At 57.7% G+C, this 25613-nt stretch carries 28 protein-coding genes; 12 read left to right on the top strand and 16 right to left on the bottom strand.

The genetic code is table 11. From position 1 onward, the window contains the following. Position 1: 1 nt before the first annotated feature. Positions 2-715: an SGNH/GDSL hydrolase family protein gene (locus SHIM_RS12805; RefSeq protein WP_054003063.1), complete on the top strand. Its 714-nt coding sequence runs from the start codon at positions 2-4 to the stop codon at positions 713-715. On the opposite strand, the gene rarD is transcribed toward SHIM_RS12805, so the two are convergent. The 11 genes from rarD to SHIM_RS12865 form a co-directional block, all read right to left on the bottom strand. Beyond that, on the bottom strand, positions 712-1617 hold the full coding sequence (gene rarD / locus SHIM_RS12810) for an EamA family transporter RarD (RefSeq protein ID WP_054003194.1): 906 nt from the start codon (positions 1615-1617) through the stop codon (positions 712-714). The two genes, SHIM_RS12805 and rarD, sit on opposite strands and share 4 nt — an antisense overlap. A gap of 120 nt (positions 1618-1737) precedes the next feature. Next, complete coding sequence (locus SHIM_RS12815) at positions 1738-2670, bottom strand: homocysteine S-methyltransferase family protein (protein ID WP_054003064.1); 933 nt, start codon at positions 2668-2670, stop codon at positions 1738-1740. A 109-nt stretch (positions 2671-2779) separates the two neighbouring features. Continuing rightward, positions 2780-5230 carry a GcvT family protein gene (locus tag SHIM_RS12820; protein ID WP_054003065.1) on the bottom strand — a complete coding sequence of 817 codons (2451 nt, stop codon included), beginning with the start codon at positions 5228-5230 and terminating at the stop codon, positions 2780-2782. Positions 5231-5325: 95 nt separating this feature from the next. Beyond that, complete coding sequence (locus SHIM_RS12825) at positions 5326-6228, bottom strand: homocysteine S-methyltransferase family protein (RefSeq protein WP_082358388.1); 903 nt, start codon at positions 6226-6228, stop codon at positions 5326-5328. Continuing rightward, positions 6225-8675 carry a GcvT family protein gene (locus SHIM_RS12830; protein ID WP_054003066.1) on the bottom strand — a complete coding sequence of 817 codons (2451 nt, stop codon included), beginning with the start codon at positions 8673-8675 and terminating at the stop codon, positions 6225-6227. The genes SHIM_RS12825 and SHIM_RS12830 overlap by 4 nt, the downstream gene beginning before the upstream one ends. Positions 8676-8686: 11 nt before the next feature. Continuing rightward, positions 8687-9310 carry a LysE family translocator gene (locus SHIM_RS12835; RefSeq protein ID WP_054003067.1) on the bottom strand — a complete coding sequence of 208 codons (624 nt, stop codon included), beginning with the start codon at positions 9308-9310 and terminating at the stop codon, positions 8687-8689. A gap of 2 nt (positions 9311-9312) precedes the next feature. Continuing rightward, positions 9313-9684, bottom strand: a complete 372-nt coding sequence (locus tag SHIM_RS12840) for a GFA family protein (RefSeq protein WP_054003068.1) — start codon at positions 9682-9684, stop codon at positions 9313-9315. 11 nt (positions 9685-9695) lie between these two features. Then, positions 9696-10283 (bottom strand): helix-turn-helix domain-containing protein, encoded by a 588-nt coding sequence (locus SHIM_RS12845; RefSeq protein ID WP_054003069.1) that lies wholly within the window; start codon positions 10281-10283, stop codon positions 9696-9698. A 429-nt stretch (positions 10284-10712) separates the two neighbouring features. After that, positions 10713-11114, bottom strand: a complete 402-nt coding sequence (locus tag SHIM_RS12855) for a carboxymuconolactone decarboxylase family protein (protein WP_054003071.1) — start codon at positions 11112-11114, stop codon at positions 10713-10715. An 11-nt stretch (positions 11115-11125) separates the two neighbouring features. After that, on the bottom strand, positions 11126-11419 hold the full coding sequence (locus SHIM_RS12860) for a DUF1330 domain-containing protein (protein WP_054003072.1): 294 nt from the start codon (positions 11417-11419) through the stop codon (positions 11126-11128). Then, a complete protein-coding gene (locus SHIM_RS12865) occupies positions 11412-12107 on the bottom strand; it encodes a GntR family transcriptional regulator (protein ID WP_054003073.1) in 696 nt (231 codons plus the stop codon). Before SHIM_RS12865 ends, SHIM_RS12860 begins: the two co-directional genes overlap by 8 nt. Before the next feature lie 102 nt (positions 12108-12209). Here SHIM_RS12865 and SHIM_RS12870 point away from each other — a divergent pair, with 102 nt between their 5' ends. Genes SHIM_RS12870 through SHIM_RS12890 form a run of 5 tightly spaced genes read left to right on the top strand, consistent with a single transcriptional unit; the run spans position 12210 to position 17034 of the window. Next, positions 12210-12812, top strand: coding sequence for an amino acid synthesis family protein (locus SHIM_RS12870; RefSeq protein WP_054003074.1), 603 nt, complete (start codon positions 12210-12212; stop codon positions 12810-12812). Continuing rightward, positions 12784-13593, top strand: coding sequence for an alpha/beta fold hydrolase (locus SHIM_RS12875; RefSeq protein WP_054003075.1), 810 nt, complete (start codon positions 12784-12786; stop codon positions 13591-13593). The genes SHIM_RS12870 and SHIM_RS12875 overlap by 29 nt, the downstream gene beginning before the upstream one ends. Next, the gene (locus tag SHIM_RS12880) at positions 13590-14507 is read left to right on the top strand and encodes a flavin reductase family protein (protein WP_054003076.1); all 918 of its coding nucleotides are present in this window, start codon (positions 13590-13592) and stop codon (positions 14505-14507) included. Before SHIM_RS12875 ends, SHIM_RS12880 begins: the two co-directional genes overlap by 4 nt. Before the next feature lie 3 nt (positions 14508-14510). Next, a complete protein-coding gene (locus tag SHIM_RS12885; protein ID WP_054003077.1) occupies positions 14511-15548 on the top strand; it encodes an LLM class flavin-dependent oxidoreductase in 1038 nt (345 codons plus the stop codon). Positions 15549-15570: 22 nt separating this feature from the next. After that, positions 15571-17034, top strand: coding sequence for an aldehyde dehydrogenase (locus SHIM_RS12890; protein WP_054003078.1), 1464 nt, complete (start codon positions 15571-15573; stop codon positions 17032-17034). 148 nt (positions 17035-17182) lie between these two features. Here SHIM_RS12890 and SHIM_RS12895 read toward each other — a convergent pair whose 3' ends face one another. From SHIM_RS12895 to SHIM_RS12905, 3 genes are read right to left on the bottom strand one after another with little or no spacing between them, the layout of a single operon-like run. After that, positions 17183-17641 carry a GAF domain-containing protein gene (locus SHIM_RS12895; protein WP_054003079.1) on the bottom strand — a complete coding sequence of 153 codons (459 nt, stop codon included), beginning with the start codon at positions 17639-17641 and terminating at the stop codon, positions 17183-17185. A 3-nt stretch (positions 17642-17644) separates the two neighbouring features. Beyond that, on the bottom strand, positions 17645-18688 hold the full coding sequence (locus tag SHIM_RS12900) for an alpha/beta hydrolase (protein WP_054003080.1): 1044 nt from the start codon (positions 18686-18688) through the stop codon (positions 17645-17647). Positions 18689-18748: 60 nt separating this feature from the next. Beyond that, positions 18749-19921 carry a thiolase family protein gene (locus SHIM_RS12905; RefSeq protein WP_054003081.1) on the bottom strand — a complete coding sequence of 391 codons (1173 nt, stop codon included), beginning with the start codon at positions 19919-19921 and terminating at the stop codon, positions 18749-18751. Positions 19922-20102: 181 nt separating this feature from the next. On the opposite strand from SHIM_RS12905, the gene SHIM_RS12910 reads away from it, so the two are divergent. From SHIM_RS12910 to SHIM_RS12925, 4 genes are all read left to right on the top strand, one after another. Further along, positions 20103-20432, top strand: coding sequence for an STAS domain-containing protein (locus tag SHIM_RS12910; protein WP_054003082.1), 330 nt, complete (start codon positions 20103-20105; stop codon positions 20430-20432). A gap of 30 nt (positions 20433-20462) precedes the next feature. After that, positions 20463-20906, top strand: coding sequence for an ATP-binding protein (locus SHIM_RS12915; protein ID WP_054003083.1), 444 nt, complete (start codon positions 20463-20465; stop codon positions 20904-20906). Positions 20907-21015: 109 nt separating this feature from the next. Then, positions 21016-22593 (top strand): gamma-glutamyltransferase family protein, encoded by a 1578-nt coding sequence (locus tag SHIM_RS12920; RefSeq protein WP_054003084.1) that lies wholly within the window; start codon positions 21016-21018, stop codon positions 22591-22593. Positions 22594-22596: 3 nt separating this feature from the next. Further along, positions 22597-22983 (top strand): rhodanese-like domain-containing protein, encoded by a 387-nt coding sequence (locus SHIM_RS12925; protein ID WP_054003085.1) that lies wholly within the window; start codon positions 22597-22599, stop codon positions 22981-22983. Positions 22984-23013: 30 nt separating this feature from the next. Here SHIM_RS12925 and hspQ read toward each other — a convergent pair whose 3' ends face one another. Further along, positions 23014-23340 (bottom strand): heat shock protein HspQ, encoded by a 327-nt coding sequence (gene hspQ / locus SHIM_RS12930; protein WP_054003086.1) that lies wholly within the window; start codon positions 23338-23340, stop codon positions 23014-23016. Positions 23341-23423: 83 nt separating this feature from the next. Between hspQ and SHIM_RS12935 the strand changes: the two genes are divergently transcribed. Both SHIM_RS12935 and SHIM_RS12940 read left to right on the top strand, forming a co-directional pair. Further along, positions 23424-24305 (top strand): AEC family transporter, encoded by an 882-nt coding sequence (locus SHIM_RS12935; RefSeq protein WP_054003087.1) that lies wholly within the window; start codon positions 23424-23426, stop codon positions 24303-24305. A 77-nt stretch (positions 24306-24382) separates the two neighbouring features. After that, positions 24383-24970 (top strand): transglycosylase SLT domain-containing protein, encoded by a 588-nt coding sequence (locus SHIM_RS12940; RefSeq protein WP_054003088.1) that lies wholly within the window; start codon positions 24383-24385, stop codon positions 24968-24970. Between the two features lie 18 nt (positions 24971-24988). Here SHIM_RS12940 and SHIM_RS12945 read toward each other — a convergent pair whose 3' ends face one another. Beyond that, complete coding sequence (locus tag SHIM_RS12945; RefSeq protein WP_054003089.1) at positions 24989-25594, bottom strand: LolA family protein; 606 nt, start codon at positions 25592-25594, stop codon at positions 24989-24991. Positions 25595-25613 lie beyond the last annotated feature (19 nt).

Consider the following 25613-nt stretch of genomic DNA (forward strand, 5'->3'; position numbering starts at 1 on the left):
GATGATTGCCATCGACCAAATCGCCCGCATCCCCCTTGTGCCGCTCTTGGTGGCGCAAGGCTTGGGCATTCGGCGCAGGGTCAACCAACTGCCGGAACCTCCGGGCGCGCGGTCCGGCACCGAAGGCCAAGGCCCAACGCTGCGCCTTCTGATCATCGGCGACAGTTCCGCCGCAGGCGTCGGTGCCACCACGCAGGCAACCGCGCTGTCCGGCCAGCTGGTCGATCAGCTGGCCCAAACTCATCGCGTGCACTGGCGGCTTGAGGCCGCCACCAGCGCGACCACCCGTGTCACGCTGGACCACATTGCGTCGCAGATGCCGCAGACTGTTGATGTGGTGGTTTCAGCCCTTGGGGTGAACGATGTGACGCGCGCGACGTCCAAAACCAAATGGGTGGAGCGTCAGACAAGGCTGGCCGATTTCATGGCCGACACTTATGGCGCCAAACTGATGGTAGCGTCTGGCTTGCCGCCAATGGGAAACTATCCGAAACTGCCGCAGCCGTTGCGATGGGTGTTGGGCGAACAGGCCAAACGTCTCGACCGTGGCCTCGCCAATCTGGCATCCAGACACGCGATCCTGTCCCATTTGCCGATTGATATCCCCTTTGAGCCACGCTTTCAGGCTGAAGACGGATATCACCCGTCTGAGGAAGCCTACGCGCTTTGGGCCAAACTCATCGCAGAGCACATTCACGCAAATCTGACGACCTAGCTCTTACGCCGGAACTCGCGCAGCATCGGGATTGAATAGATCACCAATGCGGCCCAGATCATCGGAAAGGCGATCATGCGGGCTTGGCCAAACGGCTCTTTGAACACGATCACAGCCACGAGAAAAATCATCGTGGGCGCGATATATTGCATGATGCCGATGGTCGACAAACGCAGCAGTTTGGCGCCATTGGCATACAGCAAGAGCGGCACCGCTGTGACCACGCCACAGACCAACAGAAGCCACGTGTCTTGCGTGCCTTGCAGAAAATGGCTCTGCCCCTGTGCGGTCAGCCAAAGCAGATACAACGTCGCCGGAATGCTCAGGATCAGCACCTCAAGCAAGAAGCCCTGATTGGGGCCAATCGGCAGCGATTTCTTGAAAAAGGCATAGAAACCCCACGACACCGTAAGGGTCAGCGCGGCCCAAGGCAGGGTACCCGCATCGATCCACAACACGCCAACAGCGGCAGCTGCAAGAGCCACCGCAACCCACTGCAATCGCGTGAGTTTTTCACCCAGAAGCAAGGCCGCGAGTGCGATACTGAAAAGCGGGTTGATATAATACCCCAGAGCCGCATCCAACGCGCGATCTGTTGCAATCGACCAGACATAGATGCCCCAGTTGATCGACACCAACGCCGCTGTCACACAGGCCATCATCAACGTTCGCGGGCTCTTTAATGCAGCAACAAGCGCGTCTGTGCGGCGCATCAACAGCAGGATCGCACCCGCAATCGGTACCGACCAAATCACCCGATGCGCAACGATCTCCACCGGCGGAATATGCGCCACCATTTTCATGAAAAGCGGCAAGAACCCCCAGAACACATAAGCGCCCAGCGCAAAGGCAAAGCCTTGCTTCGTGTCCACATTGTCAGCGCGATCTGTTGGGGGTGCCATTGGCGTCTCCTCAGGGGCGGCCACGCGCCCCGACGCTCTTTGGTAGACGGGCTTTGCCGCAAAGGAAAGCCGTTAAGATGTGAAGTAAACCATCAATTCCAGTGATGCCGCGCCACCAACTCAGACCCGCGGTCCTGCAGTCATCGCTGCAATCATTTCCTTCATATGGCGCATGTCGGTGCCGCAACATCCGCCCACAACATTGATCTGCGAAAACCTGTGCTCAATGTCTGCAAGTTGTTGGCCGAATTCTTTCGGATCACCACTGTCGAGCGTGTCTGCCTCATCCAGTTCCGCATGGCTGCAGCGAGACGCATTGGCGACCACACCGCGCAAGCGCTCCCGACACAAAGGCGAATCAATTGCGCCGATCAAATGTTCAGGGTGAGCACAATTCACCATGAAATAAGCAGGATAATAGTCACAGGCCTCGTCTACCTCTCGGATCGCCGCCTCCAAGGAAACGCCAACAGGCAAGCGCCCATCCGTTTCCACCGTGAAGGCGATTACAACTGGCAAACCCGCCTTCTTAGACGCCAAAGCAATGCCCGCGGCTTCGTTTGGATAGGACAGTGTATAGCCCGTCACCAAATCCGCTTCCGTTTCTGCCAAAACCGCAATCTGCTCTGTGTGATACGCCGTTGCTTCGGCCACGGTCATCTGTTCACGCGGTGCGTAAGCGTCTTGGCGCGGACCAACATTTCCGCTGAGCAGAACCGGATGCACCGCACTTGCGCGCAATTCATCCATAAACGCCATCGCTGCGCGGTTGGCTTTGGCCAAGGCATCCGGTCCATACCCAATCGCCGCCGCGCGATCCCTATTGGCCAGCCAAGTCGTGCTTTCCAAAATCACGCCAAGCCCGGCCTCTAGGCCCAGATCGATCATCTGCTGATACGACCGGCGCAACAACGCCCGCCCCTCGGCCGTTTCCAACAGCGGATAGGAGGCAAATCCTGGCAACTCGGCGCCTTGCGTAAACAGCAAATCGGTTTCCATGCCTGTGTAAGCAAGGAATAAATCACCGCTTTCGTGCGGAAGAAGGTTAGGCATTTGTGACACCGGCAATTCCTGTAGGTTTTGCCGACCTTAACAGAGCTTTCAGGGCGCAGGGAAAAGGATGCATTTGGCGGGTTTCACCACTTTGTGCCACCCATGCATCCTAAACCTTCACACGTTCCGATTTGGGATCATACATCGGCCGGATCGACGCCTCAGCGCGCACTTTCGTGCCCATCACGTCGATCTCATAGGTCGAGGCCAACACCTCTGCCGCCTTTTCCCCTGCGCAGGGCACATAGCCCAAACCAATCGCACCACCCAATGTGTGGCCATAATTGCCCGAGCTGAGGTATCCAACATATTCCCCATCCCGCAAGATCGGTTCATTGTGGAACAACAGCGGCTCTGGATCGGTGAGTTTGAACTGCACCATACGCGCCTGCGGACCCGTCTCTTTGCGGGCAATCACCGCCTCTCGGCCAATGAAATCCGGCTTGTCTGTCTTGACCGCAAAGCCCAGCCCCGCGTCCACCACATGATCTTCGCATGTGATGTCATGGCCAAAATGCCGGAAGCCTTTTTCGATCCGGCAGCTGTCCATCATATGCATACCACACAACTTCAGCCCCATGTCCTGACCGGCGTCAAACAACGTCTCAAACGCGTGCCCCGCCATGTCTGAGGACACATAAATCTCCCAACCAAGCTCGCCCACAAAGGTTACCCGATGCGCTCGCGCGAGGCCCATGCCAAGCTCGATCTCTTGCGCTGTGCCAAACGGGTTTGTCGCATTGGTGAAATCGGCGGGCGAAACTTTCTCCAACAGCTTGCGCGCGTTTGGCCCCATGATCGCCAACACACCTTCGCCCGCCGTGACATCGGTGATCACCACGTTAAAGTTGCCCTTGTTGCGCATCATCCACGTCTGATCTGCCAATCGCGTCGCCGCGGGGGTCACCACCAAATAAGCGATCTCGCTCATACGTGTGACAGTCACATCCGCCTCGATCCCACCCTGACGGTTTAGGAATTGCGTATAGACGATCTTGCCATTTGGCACCGAATAGTCGCCACCGCCCACGTAGTTCATAAAGGCCTCGGCATCCGGCCCTTCGACGCGGATTTTGCCAAAAGACGACATGTCGTACATGCCCACGTTTTCACGCACCGCGCGGTGCTCGGCGGCAGAATTTTCAAACCAGTTCTGACGCTTCCACGAGTAATGATAGTCGCGTTCCTGGCCGTCGTTGGCGAACCAGTTGGCCCGCTCCCACCCAGCCAATTCGCCCATCACCGCGCCTTGTTCTTTCAGATGATGATGAAACGGCGTGCGCCGCACACCGCGCGCAGTGGCCTTTTGACGATAGGGGAAGTGGTCCGCATAAAGCAGCCCCAGCGTTTCCTTAGAGCGTTCAAACAGATAGGTTTTGTTGCCCTGAAACGGCTGCATCCGCGAGATATCGACGTCGCCCAAATCAAAAGGCTTCTGCCCGTCTTCCATCCACTGCGCCAAGGCCATACCCGCGCCGCCCGCCGATTGAATGCCAATCGAGTTGAACCCCGCCGCGACCCAGACATTGTCCATCTCGGGCGCCAAACCAAGGTGATAGGCATCATCGGGCGTAAAGCTTTCAGGGCCGTTGAAAAAGGTATGAATGCCCGCCTCTGCCAGCATCGGCATGCGATTGACCGCCGCCTCTAGGATGGGTTCAAAGTGGTCAAAATCCTCTGGCAGTTGATCGAATTCAAAGCTGTCGGCAATGCCGTTCATGCCCCAAGGTTTGGCCGTGGGTTCAAAAGCACCCAGCAGGATTTTGCCCGCGTCCTCTTTGTAATACGCGCATTCATCCGGCACCCTCAGCACCGGCAATTGCGTCAACTGCGGGATGTTCTCCGTGACGATATAGAAGTGTTCACACGCATGTAGCGGCACATTCACACCCGCCATACGGCCAACCTCATGGCCCCACATACCGGCGCAATTGACGATCATGTCGCAGTCAATATGGCCTTGATCTTGGCCGTCATCGCTGACCCAATCCACGCCCGTCACCTCGCGACCTGCCTTGGCGATATTCGTGACCTTCACCCGCTCTTTGACGATGGCGCCGTTCTGACGCGCGCCTTTGGCCAGCGCCAGCGCGATATTGGCCGGATCGCCCTGCCCATCAAGCGGCAAATAGACCCCTGCGGTCACGTCTTCGATGTTGAGATGGTCGTATTTGGCTTTCACCTCGGCGGGCGAGATTTCCTCGACCTCTACGCCAAAGGCCCGCGCCATCGCAGCTTGGCGATAGATTTCTTCGCGGCGCTCTTCGGTCAAGGCGACGGTGATCGACCCACAGCGCTTAAAGCCCGTGGCGACGCCCGTTTCAGCCTCGAGATTGCCGTAGAGCTCTTGTGAGTACTTCGCGAGTTTGGTCATATTGGCGGTGGCGCGCAGTTGCGCGATCAGGCCAGCGGCATGCCATGTGGTGCCGGACGTGAGCTGTTTGCGCTCCAGCAGGACCACGTCTTTCCAACCCAGTTTGGTCAAATGATAGGCGACTGAGCAGCCAACAACGCCGCCGCCGATGATGGCCACGCGGGCCTTGTTTGGGAGATCAACCATGGCAAAGTCCTTTCAGGAATTTCGACTGGCTTGCGCCAACGATCCGGCCGGGGGCGCTGCCCCCGGACCCCCGGGATATTTTGAGCAAGAGGAAATCATGCACCGACAATCGTGTGACCTGCGGCAGCGAGGCGTGTGGCAAGCTCTGCGATATGCGCGGGGCCGACCTCGCAGCAGCCGCCGATCAGTTTAAGGCCCTGATTGGCCCAGCCCAAGGCGAAGTCAGCGTGCGTAGCAGGGGACAAGTCTGTGCGCGCTGACAAGGCATCAGCCGTGCCGCCAATTTCAAGCGCACCAATCCCGGTGAAGCCATTGGCATAGGCCCCCGTTGGCAAGCCAGCGGCCAGAACCGTGGCGATATTGGCGTCAATCACTTCGGGTTTGCAGCAATTGAGACCCACGCCCGCGATGCCAGAGCCTTGTAGGGCTGCGAGTGCCTCGGCCAGTGGTTCGCTCGAGCGCAACGTGCCGCTGGCGTCATCTTTCAGCGTCATGAAAACCCAAGTGGGCAGGCCGGTCTCAACCGCCGCCAGTGCCGCAGACGTGACTTCGGCGACGCTAGAGAGGGTTTCTGCAAGGATCAAATCGCTGGCCGCGACCTGACCTGCGATAATCTCGCGGTAAAGCGGCAATAGATCATCGTGGCTCATGGCCATATCGGGCCGGTAAGAGCCGTGCAAGGGCGACAGGCATCCGGCGATCTTGACACCTTCAGCGCCAACCTCATCCCGTGCAGCACAAGCGAGGTCGACCGCGCGTTGTTGCAGCCGCGCAAACATATCCGGCTCACCTTCACGCTCCAGCCGTTCGGGCGTCACTGTATACGTGTTGAGTGTGATCAGGCGCGCACCGGCGCGGATATAGTCGGCATGCACCCCCTGAACAACGTCGGGCTCGTCCATCATTACCTTGCAGGACCACAATGGATGAGGTGGCATCGACGAGCGCGCCAGAAGCTCTTGGCCGGTGCCACCGTCTTTGAGAATGATGTCGCTCACGCCCGCAGTCTTTCGTTTTCCGGATCCCACATCGGTTGATCTTCTTGCACCACCGCGCGGTATTTTTTGCCGTAGATTTCGACCTCAAGCTTTGTGCCGGCCGCTGCCAGTTCCGCCTTGATCATGCCCAGCGCGATCGAGGCATTCACCCGATAGCCCCAGCCACCCGATGTGGTTTCGCCAACGATCTGATCGCCATGCCAGACGCAGGACATATAGGGCGCGTCCGTATCTCCGGCCTCGACCTTCAACGTCACAAAGGACTTTTTCACGCCCTGCTGTTTCTCACTCAAGATCGCGGCTTTGCCCGGGAAATCCTGCGGCTTACCAAGCTTCACAAAGCGCCCAAGTCCACCTTCAAGCAGCGAATAATCTGTCGACAAGTCGCCTTTCCACGCGCGGTAGCCTTTCTCCAGACGCAGCGAGTTCAGCGCATACATGCCAAAGGGCTTCGCCCCGCCTGCGACAATCGCATCATAGATCGCCGGCATATCGGCGTTCAGAGCATGGACTTCCCAGCCCAGCTCGCCCGCAAAAGACACGCGGATCAAATAGGCAGGCTGACCGGCCACTGTGGCAGACTGATGGGTCAACCAACCGGTACTAAGGTCCGCATCGGTCAAACCCGACAGGATCTCACGCGATTTTGGCCCCGTCACAATCAACGTGTCCCGCGAGGTGGTGACATCTTCGACCGTCACAGTCGCGGGCATCGCAGCCGTCAGAATATCGCGGTCATGCCATTGCGCCGTGGCGGCTGTGATCATCAGGAAGTCATCATCGCCCATCCGGATACAGGACATTTCCGTCAGGATCCGCCCACGCGCGTCTGCCACATAGACAAGGTTCATGCGACCCACTTTCGGCAAACCCCCGGTGATCAGGCCACGCAAAGTTTCCGCCGCGCCTTCGCCGCGCACCATGAACCGCGAGAACCCCGGCAGATCAAGCACGCCGCAGTGATCGCGCACGGCTTCACATTCTTCTTTGATGCGCGCTTCCCAGGGGCCGGAGCGCCCCCATGTGTGGGTGGCGTCCAGCGACGTGTCGTCGCCGTCCTTGGCGAACCAATTGGCCCGCTCCCAACCGTTATAGGCCCCCATAACACCACCCTGTGCAACAACCCGGTCATGGACGGGGGAGAGCTTTTTGTCGCGCGCGGCGGGCCATTCGTGATGCGGGAAATGCATGGCGTACTCGTTTCCGTAAACCTCCATGCCTTTCTTCACGCAATAATCGTGATCTGTGTAATCCGTATAGCGGCGCGGATCGACGGCCCACATGTCCCACTCGGGCGCGCCATCGACGATCCATTCCGCAAGAACCTTGCCTGCGCCGCCACCTTGGGCAATGCCAAAGGTGAACACACAGTTTTCAAACGCATTTTCCACGCCCGGCATCGGACCAATCAAAGGCAATCCGTCCGGCGCATAGGGGATCGGGCCATTGATCACACTGCTCACGCCAGTGGTCGCCATCAAAGGCACACGCTCCATGGCGTCGGTCACAATGTCCTCGATCCGGTCCAGATCATCCTGCCAAAGCTGGAAGCTGAAATCGTCAGGCATCACTTCGCCGTCCGTGTCCCAATGCGCCTTACAGTTGGGCTCATAGGGGCCAAGGTTATAGCCGTGCTTTTCCTGCCGCAGATAATAAGACACATCCACATCGCGGATCAGCGGCAGTTTCACGCCGCCGTTTTCCTTGGACCAGGTCTCGATCTCGGGGATCTGCTCGGTCAACAGATACTGGTGGCTCATCACCATCATCGGCACTTTGCGCCCTCCATAGGGCTCAAACATCTCGCCGACGCGCTGTGCGTAATACCCAGCTGCGTTCACCACGTAATCACAGGCGATGTCGCCTTTGTCGGTGTGCACAACCCATGTCTTGTCCGCCTGCTGCGTCACACCGGTGGCCGGACAAAACCGTATGATCTTGGCGCCCATGTCACGCGCACCTTTGGCCAAGGCCTGCGTCAGCTGCGCGGGGTCGATGTCGCCATCTGTCGGATCATACAACACACCGGCAAGGTCGTGTGTCTCAAGGAACGGATAGCGCTCTTTGGCCTCTTCCGGAGTCCACATCTCCATCGGGATGCCTTGATAGCGGCCCATCGACAGCGCGCGCTCAAACTCCTGCATGCGCGCTTTGGTATGCGCCAGCCGGATTGACCCCGACTGGTGATAGTTCATCGGGTAATCGACCTCTTCGCCCAATCGCGCATAAAGCTCGGTCGAATAACGCTGCATGTTCATGATCGCCCAACTGGTCGAGAACGTCGGCACATTGCCCGCCGCGTGCCACGTGGACCCCGCCGTCAGCTCGTTCTTCTCCAACAACACACAATCGGTCCAGCCCTTCTTGGCCAGATGATACAGGCTGCTTGCGCCGACAACGCCGCCGCCGATGATGACCACACGGGCCTTGCTTGGAAAGTCAGACATGATGGTCTCCCTCAGTCAAATACCAGTTTTGCCGCCAGCCCGCCAAAGATGACGGCCGCGATCTTGTTCAAAATTCCCGTGGCTTGTTTGAGCTTTTCCCCAGCAACCCCGGCCGAAAGTCCGATGATCGAAACGACCACCAATCCGCCCGACGCATACATCACCCCGAGGATCACGATTTGCTGCCAGATCGGGCCCGCAACGGGCGTGGTGAATTGCGGCAGAAACGCGAGGATAAACAGGATTATCTTGGGGTTGAGCATGTTGGTCAGAAACCCGCGGCGCACCGCGCGCGGAATGCTGGACCGCCCGTCCACGTCATCGCCAACTGGCTTCGCAGTCCATGCCTGATACGCCAGCACCACCAGATAGGCCGCCCCCGCATAGCGGATCACCAACAACGCCGTGGGTGAGGCCGCGACCAACACCGCCAAACCCGCCGCTGCTAAGGTGATGTGTACAACCAACCCCAATGTCACACCGACAGACGCCGCAACCCCAGCCTTTGGACCTCCGGAAATTCCGCTGGCGATGGTGAACATCATGTCCGCGCCGGGCGTCAGATACATCACAAGCGATGCCGCCATAAACGCCCAAAGCGTCACGCTTTCCATTTGTGCGAATGTTTCCAGCATGTTCAGTCCTTCTGCTCCAGACCATCTGCGATGTCGTAGAAGTCGCCCTTGTCCGCGACAAAGATATGCCTCTCGATCTTGATCCCTGTTGGCCCGTCCAACGCGCCCAAAGCAAAACTCATCGTGTCTTCGTCATGTGCTTTCCAAAACAGATAGGCCCCACAGCGCGGGCAACTGCCACGCTTGGCAGTCTCGCTGGCTTCAAACCACAAGACGTCTCCACTGATTTGCAACGCATTCTCCGCCACAAAGGCCGACGCCCAAACACCGCCGGATTGTTTGCGGCACTGGCTGCAATGGCACATCGACGGTCCTTGTGGCGGCGCGGATGTCTCAAACGTTACATCCCCACACAGACACGATCCTCTTAGCATCGCTTTCCCCCTCAATAGACCGGCGGCGCGATCACCCAGATCGCAACACAGGTTTCATCATAGGGATTTGACCAATGGTATTCCTCGCCCCGAATGCGGAAACTGTCGCCCGGTCCAACCGAAAAATTCTGCGCCCCGATACGCAGATCAAGTCGACCGGAAATCACATATCCCACTTCTTGCGTCGGCCGCTCCGCAGGCTCCTGCATGGACGAGCGTGCCGCAAAAGTAGAATGCACCATCTCAAAATCGTCGGTCAGATCAGGCGACAACAGCTCCTCGACCAGACCCTCGTCGCTGCCGCCCATCGGCCGGCGCGCACCGGCGCGCACCACATAACCTTGCTCATGCGCGGGTGCTGACGATTGCCCGAACAACATCGACATCGGCACATCCAGCACCTTGGCAATTTGGCGCAAATCGGAAATCGTCGGCTCGGACTTGTCACGCTCCACTTGACTCAGCCAGCCCACCGACCGCTCTAGCTGCTCCGCCATATCCACAAGCGTCAGCCCACGCGCCTTACGCAAGGCGCGCACATCGGCTCCCAAAGTCTGAAGATCTGTCGGCACTTTGTGCAACACGTGCGATTCTTCCATGAAATTATTCAACTGAATTTCACGGTGCGTCAATCTCGTGAAATTACCAAGAACTTTTTCACGGCATCACGAATTTTCTCGCGCAATCGGCGCTTTCTGTTCAAAAAAATACCTTGGGGTGAAGGCCGTCAGGCCGAGGGGCAACGCCCTTAATCCGTTCGCTGATTGCATCTTCATTGTTTCATGCTGCAGAAACGAACCTTCACGAACGGGCTGCTGAGTGACCGCATTGCGGGACAAACCGACTTTCGCCGCAACCGTTCCAACGATTGCACTCTGCAAACCCACTCAATACCGCACACAATCCACGCCGGCAGACATTTGAGTATTTGTGCCGCTTTCAAACAAAGCCTCACAAACAACCACGATGCGCCACGAAGCGAGGTAGAAAAGACGTTGGTCACATGGCCGTAGAAGCAGGTACACGCGTCACCGCGCGCCGGTTTCGGAAGCGTCTTCGCTCAGCACTTTCCTTGCTGCGCGAAAGCATTCCAGCCCCTGCGGGACACCACAGTAAATGGCAACCGCATGAATGATGGCTCGGATTTCTTCCTCAGTGACACCATTATTGATGGCCCCACGGCAGTGAAGTTCCCATTCGGTCATTTTCCCCAAAGCACCGATCATTGCCAGATTCATCATCGAGCGGGTCTTGGCGTCGATCACCTCATCTCCCCAACCAAAGCCCCAGCACCAGGCTGTCATCGCCTCCTGAAAGGGGCGCGTGAACTCGTCCGCGGCGGCGAGGTTCTTCTCCACATACTCTGCTCCCAGAGTTGCTTTGCGTTGCTCCAGGCCCTTCATGAACAGGTCTTCGTCAAAAGTCGTCATTACGCGATTCCTTAAGTGGCTAGGCCTTCGGCTATTACTATGTTCGCGGTGCAGGCCGTTTCGCGATGCACGCGAGCCGATTTGTATTCGGGCGAATGGTAGCAGGCGAGCGCCTGAGCTTTGCTTTCAAATTCAATGATCACATGTCGTTGAAAGTCCTGCCCTTCCAGTGTGTCGCCATCGTCGCCGCGCACCAAAAATTTTGCACCGTATTTGGCAAAAGCTGCCGGTGCGTGTTTTTGGTAGCCCGCATATCGGCTCGGATCAATGACGGTGACAAAGGCGATCCAGTAACCTTTAGGCATCTTTCACCTCCGGTTGGTCCGCGTTCAAAAACCCCCGCGCCGTTTTGGCGGCATCCGTGATATGCGCCTCTACAGCGGCACGCGCGGTGGCGGCATCCCGGCTAAGAATTGCGTCATGAATTGACCTCATATGGCTCATGCCTGATGTTTCTCGGTCGCGAGCAGCAATGGTCAAAGCGCGTAGACGGCTTATTCTGCCGTTTAGGCGTTGCACGATGTCCCATGCGATTGTCTGACCTGCTTCCAGAAAGATAAGCTCATAGAACTTTGTGGTTGCTTGCAAAAGATCGGCCCATTCGGTGTCATCCATAGTGGCTTCGACAGCATTTAGAGCACGGGTGAGTTTTGGACCAAAATTCCTGCCCTGAACCACAGTGCAAGCAGCAGCCGCGGACCCTTCCAACAGCAGGCGAACGTCGTATATCTGCTTGGCCTGATCCCAGCTTAACGTGGCGACGATGGGCCCCTGGTTGGGCACAATCTCAACCAGACCCTCAGCTTCGAGGTAGCGGATAGTTTCGCGCACGACAGTCCGACTGACGCCAAGCTGGTCACAAAGCGGACGTTCGACAAGGCGTTCGCCGGGTGCAAAGTGGCCAGCGATAATGGCTTCCCGCATCCGGTGTTGCACGATGTCGCGCAGGGTTTGCGGGGCCTTGGTGATCTTTTTCAATTGGGTAACTGACATACTGCGTGCTTATCAGGGCGACCGAAGCGCTTCAAGCGTTCTTGACATACGGTCTTATGGTATACCATGCTTTGAGACGACTCAGTAACCCAAGGAAATGCAATGCCCGCTGAAATCCGCAAGACGCTGCTTCATGTTGAGAACACGCTGATCGAGGGCGGTAAAATTGCTGAAACGCCCCTCAAGATGATCGCGGCGGTCGCAGTGATAAAAAACCCATGGGCAGGGCGGGGGTTTGTCGAGGATCTGCGTCCGGAGATCCATGAGTGTGCACCGGGGCTCGGTGAAATTCTAACCGAATTGATTCTTGAAGCCGCCGGCGGCGGTGACAAGGTGGAGGGCTACGGGAAGGCCGCTATTGTCGGTGTGAATGGCGAAGTGGAACATGCCTCGGCTTTGATCCACACCCTGCGGTTCGGAAATCATTTTCGTGAAGCGGTTGGGGCCAAGTCTTATTTGGCTTTCACCAATACGCGCGGCCCAGCAAACGCATCTTTGCAAATCCCTTTGATGGACAAAAACGATGGCGGCCGCCGCAGCCACTACTTGACCATTCAACTGTCTATCGCGGATGCGCCCGCCCCAGACGAGATCGTGGTTGCATTGGGAGCCTCAGTCGGCGGGCGTCCGCATCACCGCATCGGAGACAGGTATCAAGACTTGAAGGAACTTGGCCATGACGTTGACAACCCTGCGGCTGTCTGACCCATACGGCAAACTGGCATTTCGCGAAGCAGGATCCGGGCAGCCGATTGTGCTGATCCATGGTGTCGGTATGCAGTCTGCCGCTTGGATGCGACAGATCGAAATGCTGTCCAAAACACATCGCGTGATTGCCCTCGACATGCCCGGTCATGGCGGGTCCTCGCCTCTCAGGCGCGGCGCGCAACTTCCTGAGTATGTTGATTGGCTTCAAGCCGCCTTGAGGGGTCTCCGCTTGGAACGCATAAGCTTGGCTGGTCACTCGATGGGAGCCCTGATCGCTCTGGGGTTTGCCGCTACCCACACACAAATGCTGGATCGCGTCGCAGTGCTGAATGGCGTCTACTGCCGGTCAAAGAACGCGCGCGCCGCGGTGGAAGAACGCGCAGCACAGATCAATGAAGGCGTATTTGATTTGGCAACGCCTTTGGCCCGATGGTTTGGCGACACACCCTGCGAGCAGATCGCGCGCGAAAAGGTTGCTGGGTGGCTGTCTGAGGTGGATTTGCAAGGCTACGCAACAGCGTATGACGCCTTCGCACGCGGAGATACGACCTATGCCGACCGACTGGGCAATATCACCTGCCCACTGCTGGCTTTGACCGGAAGTGATGATCAGAATTCGTCGCCTGAAATGGCGCGATCCATCGCCGCCGCCGCGCCGCTCGGGCAAGCGCTGGTGATAGAGGGGCACCGCCATATGGTTAGTTTGACAGCTGAAGAAGCGGTGAACACAGCCCTGCAAGAGTGGCTCGAAACAAAACAAAAAGTAGAGGCGCAATGACGGAATTTGACCCACGTGAACTGCGCGATGCCTTTGGGGCTTTCATGACCGGCGTGACCGTCGTGACCACCCATGACGTCGACAAAAAGCCAATCGGGTTCACCGCCAACTCTTTTTCCTCGGTCTCATTGGATCCGCCGTTGGTTTCGATCTGCATTGCCAATAGTTCAAGTAACTATGACGCACTCGCAACCGCGTCGGGCTTTGCCGTCAATGTTCTGTCGGAAACCCAAAAGGATGTATCTAACACATTTGCCCGGCCGGTCGACGACCGTTTTGCCGCGGTGACCTGGCAGAACGGTCCGAACGGCGCGCCCGTCTTTGAGGATTGCTCGGCTTGGTTTGATTGTTCGATGTTCAAAACGGTTGAGGCCGGAGACCATCTAATCTTGATCGGCAAAGTTGAAGCCTTTGAGAACAGCACGAGACCCGGCCTTGGCTATGTGCGTGGTGCCTATGTGACCCCCGCATTGGAGGCCGAAGCACTCAGCAACACGTCCAACCTCCTGCTTTCGGTGTTGATCGAATACCGTGGGAAAGTTCTTTTGGTTGATGATGGGCGCGGCCAGCTTTCGTTACCTGAAATGCACGTCGGCAAGGAGGGTGTCTCAGCCGTTTTGCAAGGACTTATCACGAGCAACGGTGCCGAAGCCGAGGCTGGGTTTATCTACTCGGTCTACGAAGATGAAGCCCGCGCAACGCAACACATCTCGTTCCTTTGTCAGGCAAGCAGGGGCACTGCGACGATCGGAGCTTTTGTCGAACTGTCTTCGACCACTCTGGCGGACATCGCAGACCCGGCTGTCCGCATCATGCTTGAGCGGTTTGCGAGCGAAAGCCGGATGGGGAATTTTGGGGTATATTTTGGCAACCACGTCAGCGGCAATGTTCGCGCGATGACATCAGGGAGTTAAGGCATGAAGTTTTCTCTTTTCGCTCATATGGAGCGTATTTCCTCTGATGAAGATCAAAAGCAGCTGTATGATGAGTTCGTTGAACTGTGCAAAATCGCGGACAAGGGCGGGATGCATGCGGTTTGGACTGGCGAACATCACGGGATGAACTTCACGATCTCGCCGAACCCGATGCTCAACTTGGTGGACATCGCACGCCAAACGACAAATGTGCGGTTGGGCACGGGCACCGTCATTGCGCCGTTCTGGCACCCGATCCGTCTGGCTGGCGAAGCTGCCATGACAGACATTATTACGGAAGGTCGATTGGATCTGGGTATCGCACGCGGGGCGTATTCGTACGAGTATGAGCGCCTTGTGCCCGACATGGACGCTTGGGAAGCTGGGCAGCGAATGCGAGAGCTGGTCCCCGCAGTCAAGGCTTTGTGGAAGGGGAATTATGCCCACGAGGGAGAGTTCCATTCCTTCCCCAAAACCACGTCATCGCCCAAGCCCATCCAAGCAGATGGACCCCCAATCTGGATCGCAGCACGCGACCCTAACAGCCACGAGTTTGCTGTGCAGCAGGGCTGCAACGTGCAGGTCACACCCCTGTGGAACGGAGAGCCGGAGATCGCGGACTTGATGAAGAAATTCAACGACGCTTGTGCGAAACACTCTGATCTCCCCCGTCCCAAGATCATGTTGCTCTTGCACACCTATGTCGGGGACAGCGATGAAGACAGCAAGCAAGCAGCCGTCGAACTCAATCGGTTTTATTGCTACTTTGGCGCATGGTTCATGAACAAGCGCGATGTCGATCAGGGCCTGATCGCACCGATGAGCGACGAAGAAATCGCGGCTCACCCCTTCTATACTCCTGAGGCGATGGAACGTGATCTGGTGATCGGAACGCCCGAAAAAGTGATAGAGCGTCTCAAAGTGTATGAGGCTTTAGGATATGACGAATACTCGTTCTGGATCGACAGCTCGATGCCGTTTGAGCGCAAAAAGGCTTCGCTTGAAAGGTTCATAAACGATGTGATGCCGGCCTTCGCATAAGACGATGACAAGGAAAAACCAAATGCAGAGATTTCAGCAGTATATCGATGGTGAGTTCCTGAACGGGAGTAGCCAGTTTGACAGCCTCGATCCTGCAACGGGTGCACCTTGGGCGAAAATGCCGGCGGCCTCCGGCGCAGACGTTTCCCGCGCAGTTGAGGCTGCGGATCGCGCGTTTCTTGCGCCTGATTGGGCCTTAATGACGGCAACCGCACGCGGGAAACTATTGATGCGGCTCGCGGACCTGATTGCAGACAACGCCTCCCATCTGGCCGAGCTGGAAACCCGTGACACCGGAAAAATCATCCGAGAAACCAGCGCGCAGATCTCCTATGTCGCGGACTACTACCGCTACTATGCCGGATTGGCCGACAAGATCGAAGGCGCCCACCTCCCTATCGACAAACCCGACATGGAAGTCTGGCTGCGCCGTGAGCCCATAGGTGTTGTCGCGGCAATTGTTCCGTGGAATTCGCAGCTCTTCCTGTCTGCCGTCAAAATAGGACCAGCCCTTGCGGCGGGCTGTACTGTGGTTCTGAAAGCCAGTGAAGAAGGCCCCGCGCCCATGTTGGCGTTTGCACGCATTTTTGATCAGGCCGGTTTCCCCAAGGGCGTTTTCAACGTGGTCACAGGCGGACCCGAGGTTGGCGCCGCGCTGACCAGCCATCCGAAAGTCGCCCATGTGGCCTTTACGGGCGGCCCCGAAACCGCACGACATATTGTGCGAAATTCGGCGGAAAACCTGGCGTCAACCTCGCTCGAATTGGGGGGCAAGTCGCCCTTCATCGTGTTTGACGATGCTGATCTGGAAAGCGCGGTAAATGCGCAAGTTTCAGGGGTTTTTGCGGCCACCGGACAAAGTTGCGTGTCCGGCTCTCGTCTTGTGGTTCATGCTGATATCAAAGAGGCGTTTCTTGCGCGTCTCAAGGCAAAGGCCGAGGCGGTGGTGATCGGCGCACCTGATGATATGGCGACCGAGGTCGGGCCGCTTTGCACCCTTCGACAGCGCGACACCGCGCTGAGCCTGATTGCGCAATCTGTCAAACAGGGCGCCAAACTTGTGACGGGGGGCGTGGCTTTGGAACGCGATGGGTTCTACTTCCCGCCGACTATTTTGGATTGTGACGATGCTCCAGAGGCCGTCAGCCTGAGCCAAGAATTTTTCGGGCCGGTCTTGTCCGTCGTCAGCTTTCATACCGAAGCCGAGGCCGTTGAGATCGCCAATAGCACTCAGTTCGGTTTGGCATCGGGGGTGTTTACGCAAAACTTAACCAGAGCGCATCGCATGATCCGGGCAATCCGAGCAGGCATTGTATGGGTGAACACGTACCGCGCCGTCAGCCCAATAGCGCCATTTGGTGGCCACGGGCTGTCTGGTCACGGGCGCGAAGGCGGTATCGAAGCTGCTTTGGATTTCACCAAAGTGAAAGCCGTTTGGTTGCGAACCAGCGACGAACCCATTCCAGACCCTTTCGTGATGCGTTGACCGGCATCACGCGCACGTGACGTCTTCAAAAGTTCCCCATCGCCATCAGACGCGAACCCAACCCTTGTGTTCTCTCCCGGTCAAATCATTGTTCGTGGCGGTGACGTGGAGCGCGCCAAATGTGCAATCAACGGCGTGCAAAGGCCCTCTAAACGGCCTCAGCGAACACGTTGGCCAACAATGCGGCCAAGGCATTTGCATCTTTGTGCGTGAACGCATCCGGCAAATCACTGTCCAGATCAAAGACCCCCAACAAGTCGCCTTTGCCATTCACAACCGGCAACACCAATTCTGAACGTGTCGACGTCGCACAGGCAATATGGCCCTCAAAGGCCTCGACATCCGCCACCAGCTGCACCTCACGCGTGCGCGCCGCGGCGCCGCAGACCCCCCGTGAGAACGGGATCACCAGACAACCGTGCCCACCTTGATAAGGCCCGATCTTTAGCAAGTCCGGCGCCACTACGCGGTAAAACCCTGTCCAGTCGAACCGGTCGTCGCTGTGATGTACTTCACAGGTCAGCGTCGCCATCAACGACACTGTATCCGTTTCCCCTTCGGTCAACGCCAGCACCGTCTTGTTCAACTCGTCATAGTCCACGCGCATCGCTCAGCTTCCTTTAAACACGTCCTGCAGCCAATTGGCCGTTTTCTCGATCGCCTCATTGCCCTGTGGGATGACCTTGGTCAATGACATGAACGCGTGGATTTGGCCCGGATAAGTCACCAACTCCACCGCGACGCCCGCCTTGCGCAACGCCTCCGCATAGACATGTGCGTCATCCCACAAAGGATCATGCCCGCCCGCCACAACAAACGCTGGCGACTGTGCCGCGAAAGTGTCGGTAAAAACCGCAGATATCCTTGGATCCAACCGGTCATGACCCTCCGGGATATACAGATCAAGATACCACCGGATCCGCGTGCCCGGCAACAACGGCTGATCCTGTAAATCCTGCATCGACTGTGCCGTCATCCGCGCATCCACCGCCGGATAAATCAACAATTGCGCCTTCGGCATCAGCAAGCCCGCCTTGGCGATGTCATGCATCAAAACCGCCGTCAGGTTGCCGCCCGCACTGTCGCCGCCAACCACCAGCTGTGCGGCGTCAACCTGCAGCCCGGTCTCGCCTGCGATCAGGGCGCGGTAGCACGCTAAAACATCATCCACCGCCGCCGGAAACATATGCTCCGGCGCAAGACGGTAATCATACGACACGACCCGAATGCCCGCCAAATCCGCCAACCTTGCGCACAGCCCATCGTGGCTCTCAATCGCACCCTGAACCCAACCTCCACCATGCAAATACAGCAACGTCGGCCCGGCAGCGTCAGGCGACACACCTGCTGGTGTATAGACCCGCGCGCGCCTCTCTCCATCGGCCCCCGGAAGCTGAATATCCACCATGCCAACACTGTTGGGCCCCGGTTTTTCCAGCTTCTGCGCGGTCTCCAAAAGCTGGCGACGGCTTTCCTCAACTGTGGGCATGTCGTTGATGTCACGCATCATAGCCACGGCCTCGCTGACCGCCTGCGCCTTGGCGTCGATCATGCGCCCCGCCACAACCGTGCGTCGCCCGCGATACATCCATGCAACGATGGGTTCGGGCAGAAGAATTCTCAGCAGCCCGAAAAAGGTTTTCAACTTGGACACGACGCGCCTCCCACAGCTTCCCGCAAGTAAGCTGCACCGAGACCGCGCCGTGTTCAACTGCTACACGCGTTCAATCGCGATCGCCGTGCCTTCGCCGCCGCCAATACAGATCGCGGCCACGCCACGCTTCAATCCGCGTTTTTCCAGCGCATTCAGCAACGTCACCATGATCCGCGCGCCCGACGCCCCAATTGGATGGCCCAGCGCACAGGCACCGCCGTTCACATTCACAATGTCACGGCTCAGACCCATCTCATGCATGAACGCCATCGGCACCACAGCAAAGGCCTCGTTGACCTCCCAAAGGTCCACATCGTCTTTGGACCAGCCGATTTTTTTCAGCAACTTTTGCGCAGCGGGAACCGGCGCCGTGGTGAACAATCCTGGTGCTTGCGCATGGCTTTCGTGACCCAGAATACGCGCACGCACCTTTAGCCCCTGCGCCGTGGCCGCTTCCTCGGACGCGATCACCAGCGCGGCTGCGCCATCGGAAATCGATGATGCGTTCGCAGGTGTCACTGTGCCATCTTTGCGGAACGCCGGCTTGAGCTGCGGGATTTTTTCAGGGCGTGCATTACCCGGTTGTTCATCCTCGCCAACAACCACGTCACCCTTGCGCGTCGCGATGGTCACGGCCGCCATCTCGCCCTCAAATGCGCCGGATGTCTGCGCCTCCAAAGCGTTGGACAATGACTTCAACGCATATTCGTCCTGCGCCTCGCGGGTGAACTGATAGCTCTCCGCGCAATCCTCGGCGAATGTGCCCATCAGGCGACCTTTGTCATAAGCATCTTCCAGACCATCAAGGAACATGTGGTCTTTGACCTCCTGATGTCCGATCCGCGCACCGCCGCGCATTTTCGGCAGCACATAAGGCGCGTTGGTCATGCTTTCCATGCCGCCCGCAATCATCAAATCCCGATCCCCGAGCGCGACAGAGTCAAACGCCATCATCGCCGCTTTCATGCCGGAGCCGCACATCTTGTTCAGCGTGGTGGCAGGCACTTCCTCGCCCAGTCCACCGGCAAACCCGGCTTGCCGCGCCGGTGCCTGTCCCTGACCGGCGGGCAAAACACACCCCATCAGCACTTCGTCCACAGTCGCCGTGCCTGCATCTTTCAGGGCCGCGCGAATCGCTGTGCCACCAAGCGTCGCTGCTTCGACACCATCAAACGCACCTTGGAATCCGCCCATCGGCGTACGTGCTGCACCGGCAATTACTACATTTTTCATAGATTTCTCCCCCAAATCAGATATTTACCCCTCGACGCGTATGGTTTGCACCACAAACCTTGCACCGATGTTGCAGCTTTCCTGCGGGATCTGGCAAAGGTGTGCAACATGTTCGCGCTCACTTATTGGTAAGGATTTTTGTGTATAGTTTTGTACTGACACATGGTTTCGGGAGATACTCATGAACTTAACAAGTAAAACAGAAGGCGAGACACGAATTGTAACGGTGCACGAAACCCGCATCGACGCATCTGTCGCGATCCAGTTCAAAGACCGCATGCGAGAGGAAACCGATTCCGCCGAAGGACGCGTCGTATTGGACCTGTCCGAGGTCGACTTCATCGATTCCAGCGGCCTCGGCGCCATTGTCGCCGCCATGAAACAGTTGGGCAGCAAGCACCGGATGGATCTTTCCGGCCTCAATGAGAACGTCGACAAGGTTTTCCGCCTAACCCGCATGGACACGGTTTTCAAAATCCACCCCTCTCTGGAGGTGGCGCTGGCAGCTTGAGTTGCCAGTATCAAGGAAGGACCGGGGCACTTGGTCAAAAATCATCCCGACATCCACATCGAACTCGAAGGCACGCCTGAAGAAGTGCGCGCCGCGCTGATGAAACTGCGCGAACGCCTATCCGAGCATCAGGTTGAGACATTCAATGCTGGTACCCTCGAAGTGGTGCTCGCAGAAGTGTTGAACAACGTCGTCGAACACGCGCTCGCCAATCATAGCGACGGCACAATCACACTGTGCGCCAATTATGACGTCAACAAATGGTGTATCCGGGTGCGCGACAACGGCACACCGATGCCTGACAATCAGATCCCGGCCGGCGAACAGCCAGATGTCGACGCCGATCTATTGGACTTACCCGAAGGCGGCTTTGGATGGATGATGGTGCGCACGCTTGCCCATGACATCGTCTATGCCCGCACGGCACACAACTGGAATGAGCTGACCTTTACCATTCCGGACACGCCCGGCTAACCACGCGCACCTCGGTTTGGGCCCAAGTCCACTTTCTGGACCTTGCACTTCGTCCCAAGCTGCCTCAGTCTCCGTTCCAAGAGGCAGGCTGACAACACAAGGGACACCTATGCGCGACTTTCAACTTCCCGGGCGTTCGCCCGTTATGTCCTCAAACGGCATGTGCGCGACGTCGCACCCATTGGCGGCGCAGGCCGCACTCGATATCCTGAAATCCGGCGGCTCTGCCATGGATGCCGCCATCGCTGGCGCGGTGCTTCTTGGCATTTGTGAGCCGCAATCCACCGGAATCGGCGGCGATTGCTTCGCTTTGGTCTCCTTGCCCGGCAGCAGCGAAGTCCATGCCTTCAACGGCTCAGGCCGGGCCCCGGCCGCGGCAAGCGCCGCCCGCCTGCGCGACATGGGCCACACGGCGGTACCTGTGTTTGATGTTGAGGCGATCACCGTTCCCGGCGCCATTGACGGCTTTTGCCAACTGTCTGAAAAATACGGAAAACTCGGCATCGCTGACAGCCTTTCCCCTGCCATCCACTATGCTGACGCCGGCGTACCTGTCGCGCCGCGTGCCGGGTTTGACTGGGGCAACAATGGCCGCACTTTGCAGGGTCATGGCCGCACTCACTTCATGAACAACGACAAGCCTTATTCGACCGGCCAACTCTTCAAGGCCCCCGGTCAAGCCGAGGTTCTGCGCCGCATCGCCAAAGAAGGCCGCGACGCCTTTTACACTGGCGAAATTGCCGAAGACATGGTCGCCACCTTGAATGCTCTTGGCGGCGTGCACACGATGGAAGACTTCGCCGACAGCGTCGGCACCGACGCCACGCCGGTTAGTGGCACATATAAAGACGTAGAACTGATCGAGCATCCGCCCAACGGCCAGGGAGCTGTTGCGATCTTGATGCTCAACATTCTCAAGCATTTCGACATCGCCTCGATGGACCCCTTCGGCACGCAACGCGCCCACATCGAGGCCGAAGCTGCCAAGCTCGCTTACGACGCGCGCGACCGGTTTATTGCCGACCCGGACTCCACCACGCGACTGGATCATCTGCTGAGCGAAGAAACCGCCGCCAAACTTGCCGCGCTGATCGACCCGAAAAAGGCGCTGCCTCACCCTGCCCCACTGACCGAAGCGGTGCACAAAGACACAGTCTATATCACCGTCGTCGACAAGGATCGCATGGCGGTCTCGCTGATCTATTCGATTTTCCACGCTTTTGGCTCCGGCATTGCGTCTGAGAAATTCGGCATCCTGATGCAAAACCGTGGCGGCGGCTTTACCCTGCAAGACGGCCACCCCAACGAGCTCGGCCCCAACAAACGCCCGATGCACACCATTATCCCCGGAATGACCCGCCGCAATGGCGTTGTCGAAATGCCCTTCGGCGTGATGGGCGGACATTATCAGCCCAACGGTCACGCCCGCGTGCTGACCAATATCGAAGACTTCGGCATGGACGCCCAAGAAGCATTGGACGCGCCGCGCTCCTTTGCCGAAGATGGCGTGCTCAAAGTCGAGCGCGGCTATTCTGACACCGTGCGTCAGGACCTCGCTGACCTTGGCCATACCGTCGAAATCCCGCCCGCCCCGTTGGGCGGTGCACAGGCGATTCAGATCCATCCCGATGGCTATTTGATCGGCGCCTCTGACCCGCGCAAAGACGGCGCAGCGATTGGATACTGATCGATGACCATCACCCCTGTGAAAACCCTCGTAGCGCAAGCCAAGGACCAGATCACCAGCCTGTCACAAGACGCGGCCGAGGAGATGGTGGCAGATGGAAAAGCGCTGTTTGTCGACATCCGCGACCCGCGCGAATTGGCGCGTGAGGGCCGAATCGAAGGCGCGTTTCACGCCCCGCGCGGCATGCTGGAATTCTGGTTTGATCCCGAAAGCCCCTATCACAAACCTGCGCTGGCGACCGACAAAACCCTGATCCTGTTCTGCGCCAGCGCGTGGCGCAGCGCCTTGTCGGTGAAAACCCTGCAAGACATGGGCGCCACCAATGTGGCCGAGATGGAAGGCGGGTTCGCAACGTGGAAAAAACGCGGCGCACCAGTCGACACCGACTGACGCGCCCAATTTTTCACGGCCCAAACGGGCTCAGTTCATGTTGTAATGCAGCGGGTATATCCCGTCTTCCATCGGACCAAACATCTCCGGCAGGTCAGGATGGCCAACCGGTTCGCCGGAATAATCCGCGATTAGGTTCTGCTCAGAAACATAAGCCACATAGTAGCTTTGGTCATTCTCGGCCAACAGATGATAAAACGGCTGGTCTTTCACCGGCCGACTTTCCTCAGGGATGTTCTCATACCATTCGTCGGTATTGGAAAACTCGGGGTCGACGTCAAACACCACGCCGCGAAACGGGTGTTTACGATGACGGACCACTTGACCGAGATAATATTTTGCGCGTGTTCTAAGCATGTATTGCAGCCTCTATTGCCTAAAGTTAGACCCTTCAAGGGGGCAATGTCCAACTTTTGACACATTTTTCCGGGAAACAGTCTGTGAACATAATCTTAACAGTTCTCGAAATTGTCGCGCCGGTCTTCCTGGTCGCGGGGGTTGGCTTTGCCTGGGTAAAGGCCGGATTTGAATATAGAATTCAATTTGTTACCCGCCTCGCCATGACACTGGCGGTGCCCTGTCTGATCTTCACCGCATTGATGAAAACGCAAGCTGATCTCGCCACCCTTGGCACGCTCGCCATCGCCGGAAGTGTCGGCTACGCCGTCATTGGCGTGCTGTCATGGGGGATCTTGTCGCTCGCTGGCCTCGACATCCGCACCTACCTCGCACCGGTGATTTTTGGCAATACCGGCAATCTTGGCATTCCGTTGTGTTACTTCGCCTTTGGACAGGTCGGGCTTGAGGCCGCCGTGGTCATGCTGGCAGTGACCGCGATCTGGTCTTTTACAATCGGCATCTGGCTGGTCGCGGGCAAAGGCTCGGCGGGCAAGATCCTCAAAGAACCGATGATCGCCGCCACCATTCTGGGCGCGCTGTTCCTGTGGCAAGGCTGGGAAACGCCGCGCTTTCTGACCAACACGCTTGATTTGATTGGTCAAATGGCAATCCCCCTGATGCTCATCACGCTGGGCGTGGCCGTCGCCCGCCTCACCCCGGCCCGCGTGACCACCGCAATTTGGCTATCGATCGCCAAACTGGCGCTGTGCACCGCCGTGGGTTGGGGCGTGGGCCTCGCATTTGGCCTAACCGGCGCCATTTTTGGCGTGCTGGTACTGGAATTGGCGACGCCCGTGGCCGTCACCGCCTATCTTTTGGCGGAAAAATACGAGGCTGACAGCAACGCTGTCGCGGGACTAGTGATGGCCTCGACTCTGACATGTGTGATCGGATTACCGCTCATCCTTGGCTTTCTGGTCTAGCCCCCCGCGATTGTGATTTCATCTCGCAGGTGGAATGCGCTAAAGTATCGCAAAACAACAAACATAGCGTGAGGCAGATGAGCAGAGTCCTTATCGCGCTTTTGGCCGTCCTTATCGTGGCGTCCTGTGGTGGCGGCGACAAACAGCCACCAAGAAACCTTGAGAACGCATGTTCGATTCTCAAGGAGAAGAAGCATTTCGGCAAAGCGTTCAAACGAACGCAGCGCAAATGGGGTGTGCCGGTCAACGTGCAAATGGCCGTGCTGTATCAGGAGAGCAAATTTGTCTCCAATGCCCGCACACCGCACAAATATATTCTCGGCGTGATGCCAATGGGGCGTCAATCCTCGGCTTATGGGTATGCTCAGGCGCTCGACGGCACTTGGGATCAATACCGCAAGGAAACCCGCAACCGCAGCGCCAAGCGTAACGACATCCGCGACGCGTCCGATTTCATGGGTTGGTACTTCACCAAGTCCCGTGAGCGGAACGGCGTTTCAATGGCGGACGCTCGGGGTCAGTATTTGAACTACCACGAGGGACACACAGGGTATGCCCGCGGCACCTACAGGAACAAATCGTGGCTGGTACGCGTGGCCGACGACGTCAACAGCCGCGCGGCCCGTTATGGCCAGCAACTGCAAGGCTGCAAACGATTGTGGTAAAGTCGGCAGGCGCGGGGCTCAGTTGGCGCCGCGCCGTTCCCGGTCAATGTCAAAAATCCGGTTGCCCAGCGGCATTCCTGACTTGGTATCTCCAAGGATCACAGTGGTCTGACTGCCTGTGTTGTCATTGATCACCCACTGCCGCAGCTCCACCGGATCAGCCGTAAACTTCAACTGAATGCTGCCAATGTCAGGATTTTGCGGATCTTGCGCGGTCACCACGGTGGCTGTGCCGTCATAGTCGTGCCCGACCACCATATTGGCCTGCCCAAGGTTCACGTCCTTATCCAGAATGATCGACAGCGGCGTGCGCTTCAGCGGATAAACCTCCGGCGGCTGGTTTGACCGACCGTCAAAAATCGCCACGCTGTTGTTGAACGTCAGAACAAGGGCTTTGTCCGGCGGGTTGTATTCGAACCGCATCATTCCAGGCCGTTTGATAAACAGCTTGCCAGTCTGCACGGATCCGTCGTCCGATATCTGCGTGAAATTCGCCTGCACGGTGCCCATGTCGTTCAAATAGTCAGACAGCGCATCCAACGAAATCTGGTCCGCCTTCGCAGGCAAAGCATAAGCCGCAACAGACGCGGCCACGACAGCGGGGGCAACAAAGCTTTTCAACATTCTCATAGCCTTAAACTAA

The organism is Shimia sp. SK013 (genome assembly GCF_001292625.1).
In the GTDB taxonomy this organism is placed as follows: domain Bacteria; phylum Pseudomonadota; class Alphaproteobacteria; order Rhodobacterales; family Rhodobacteraceae; genus Shimia.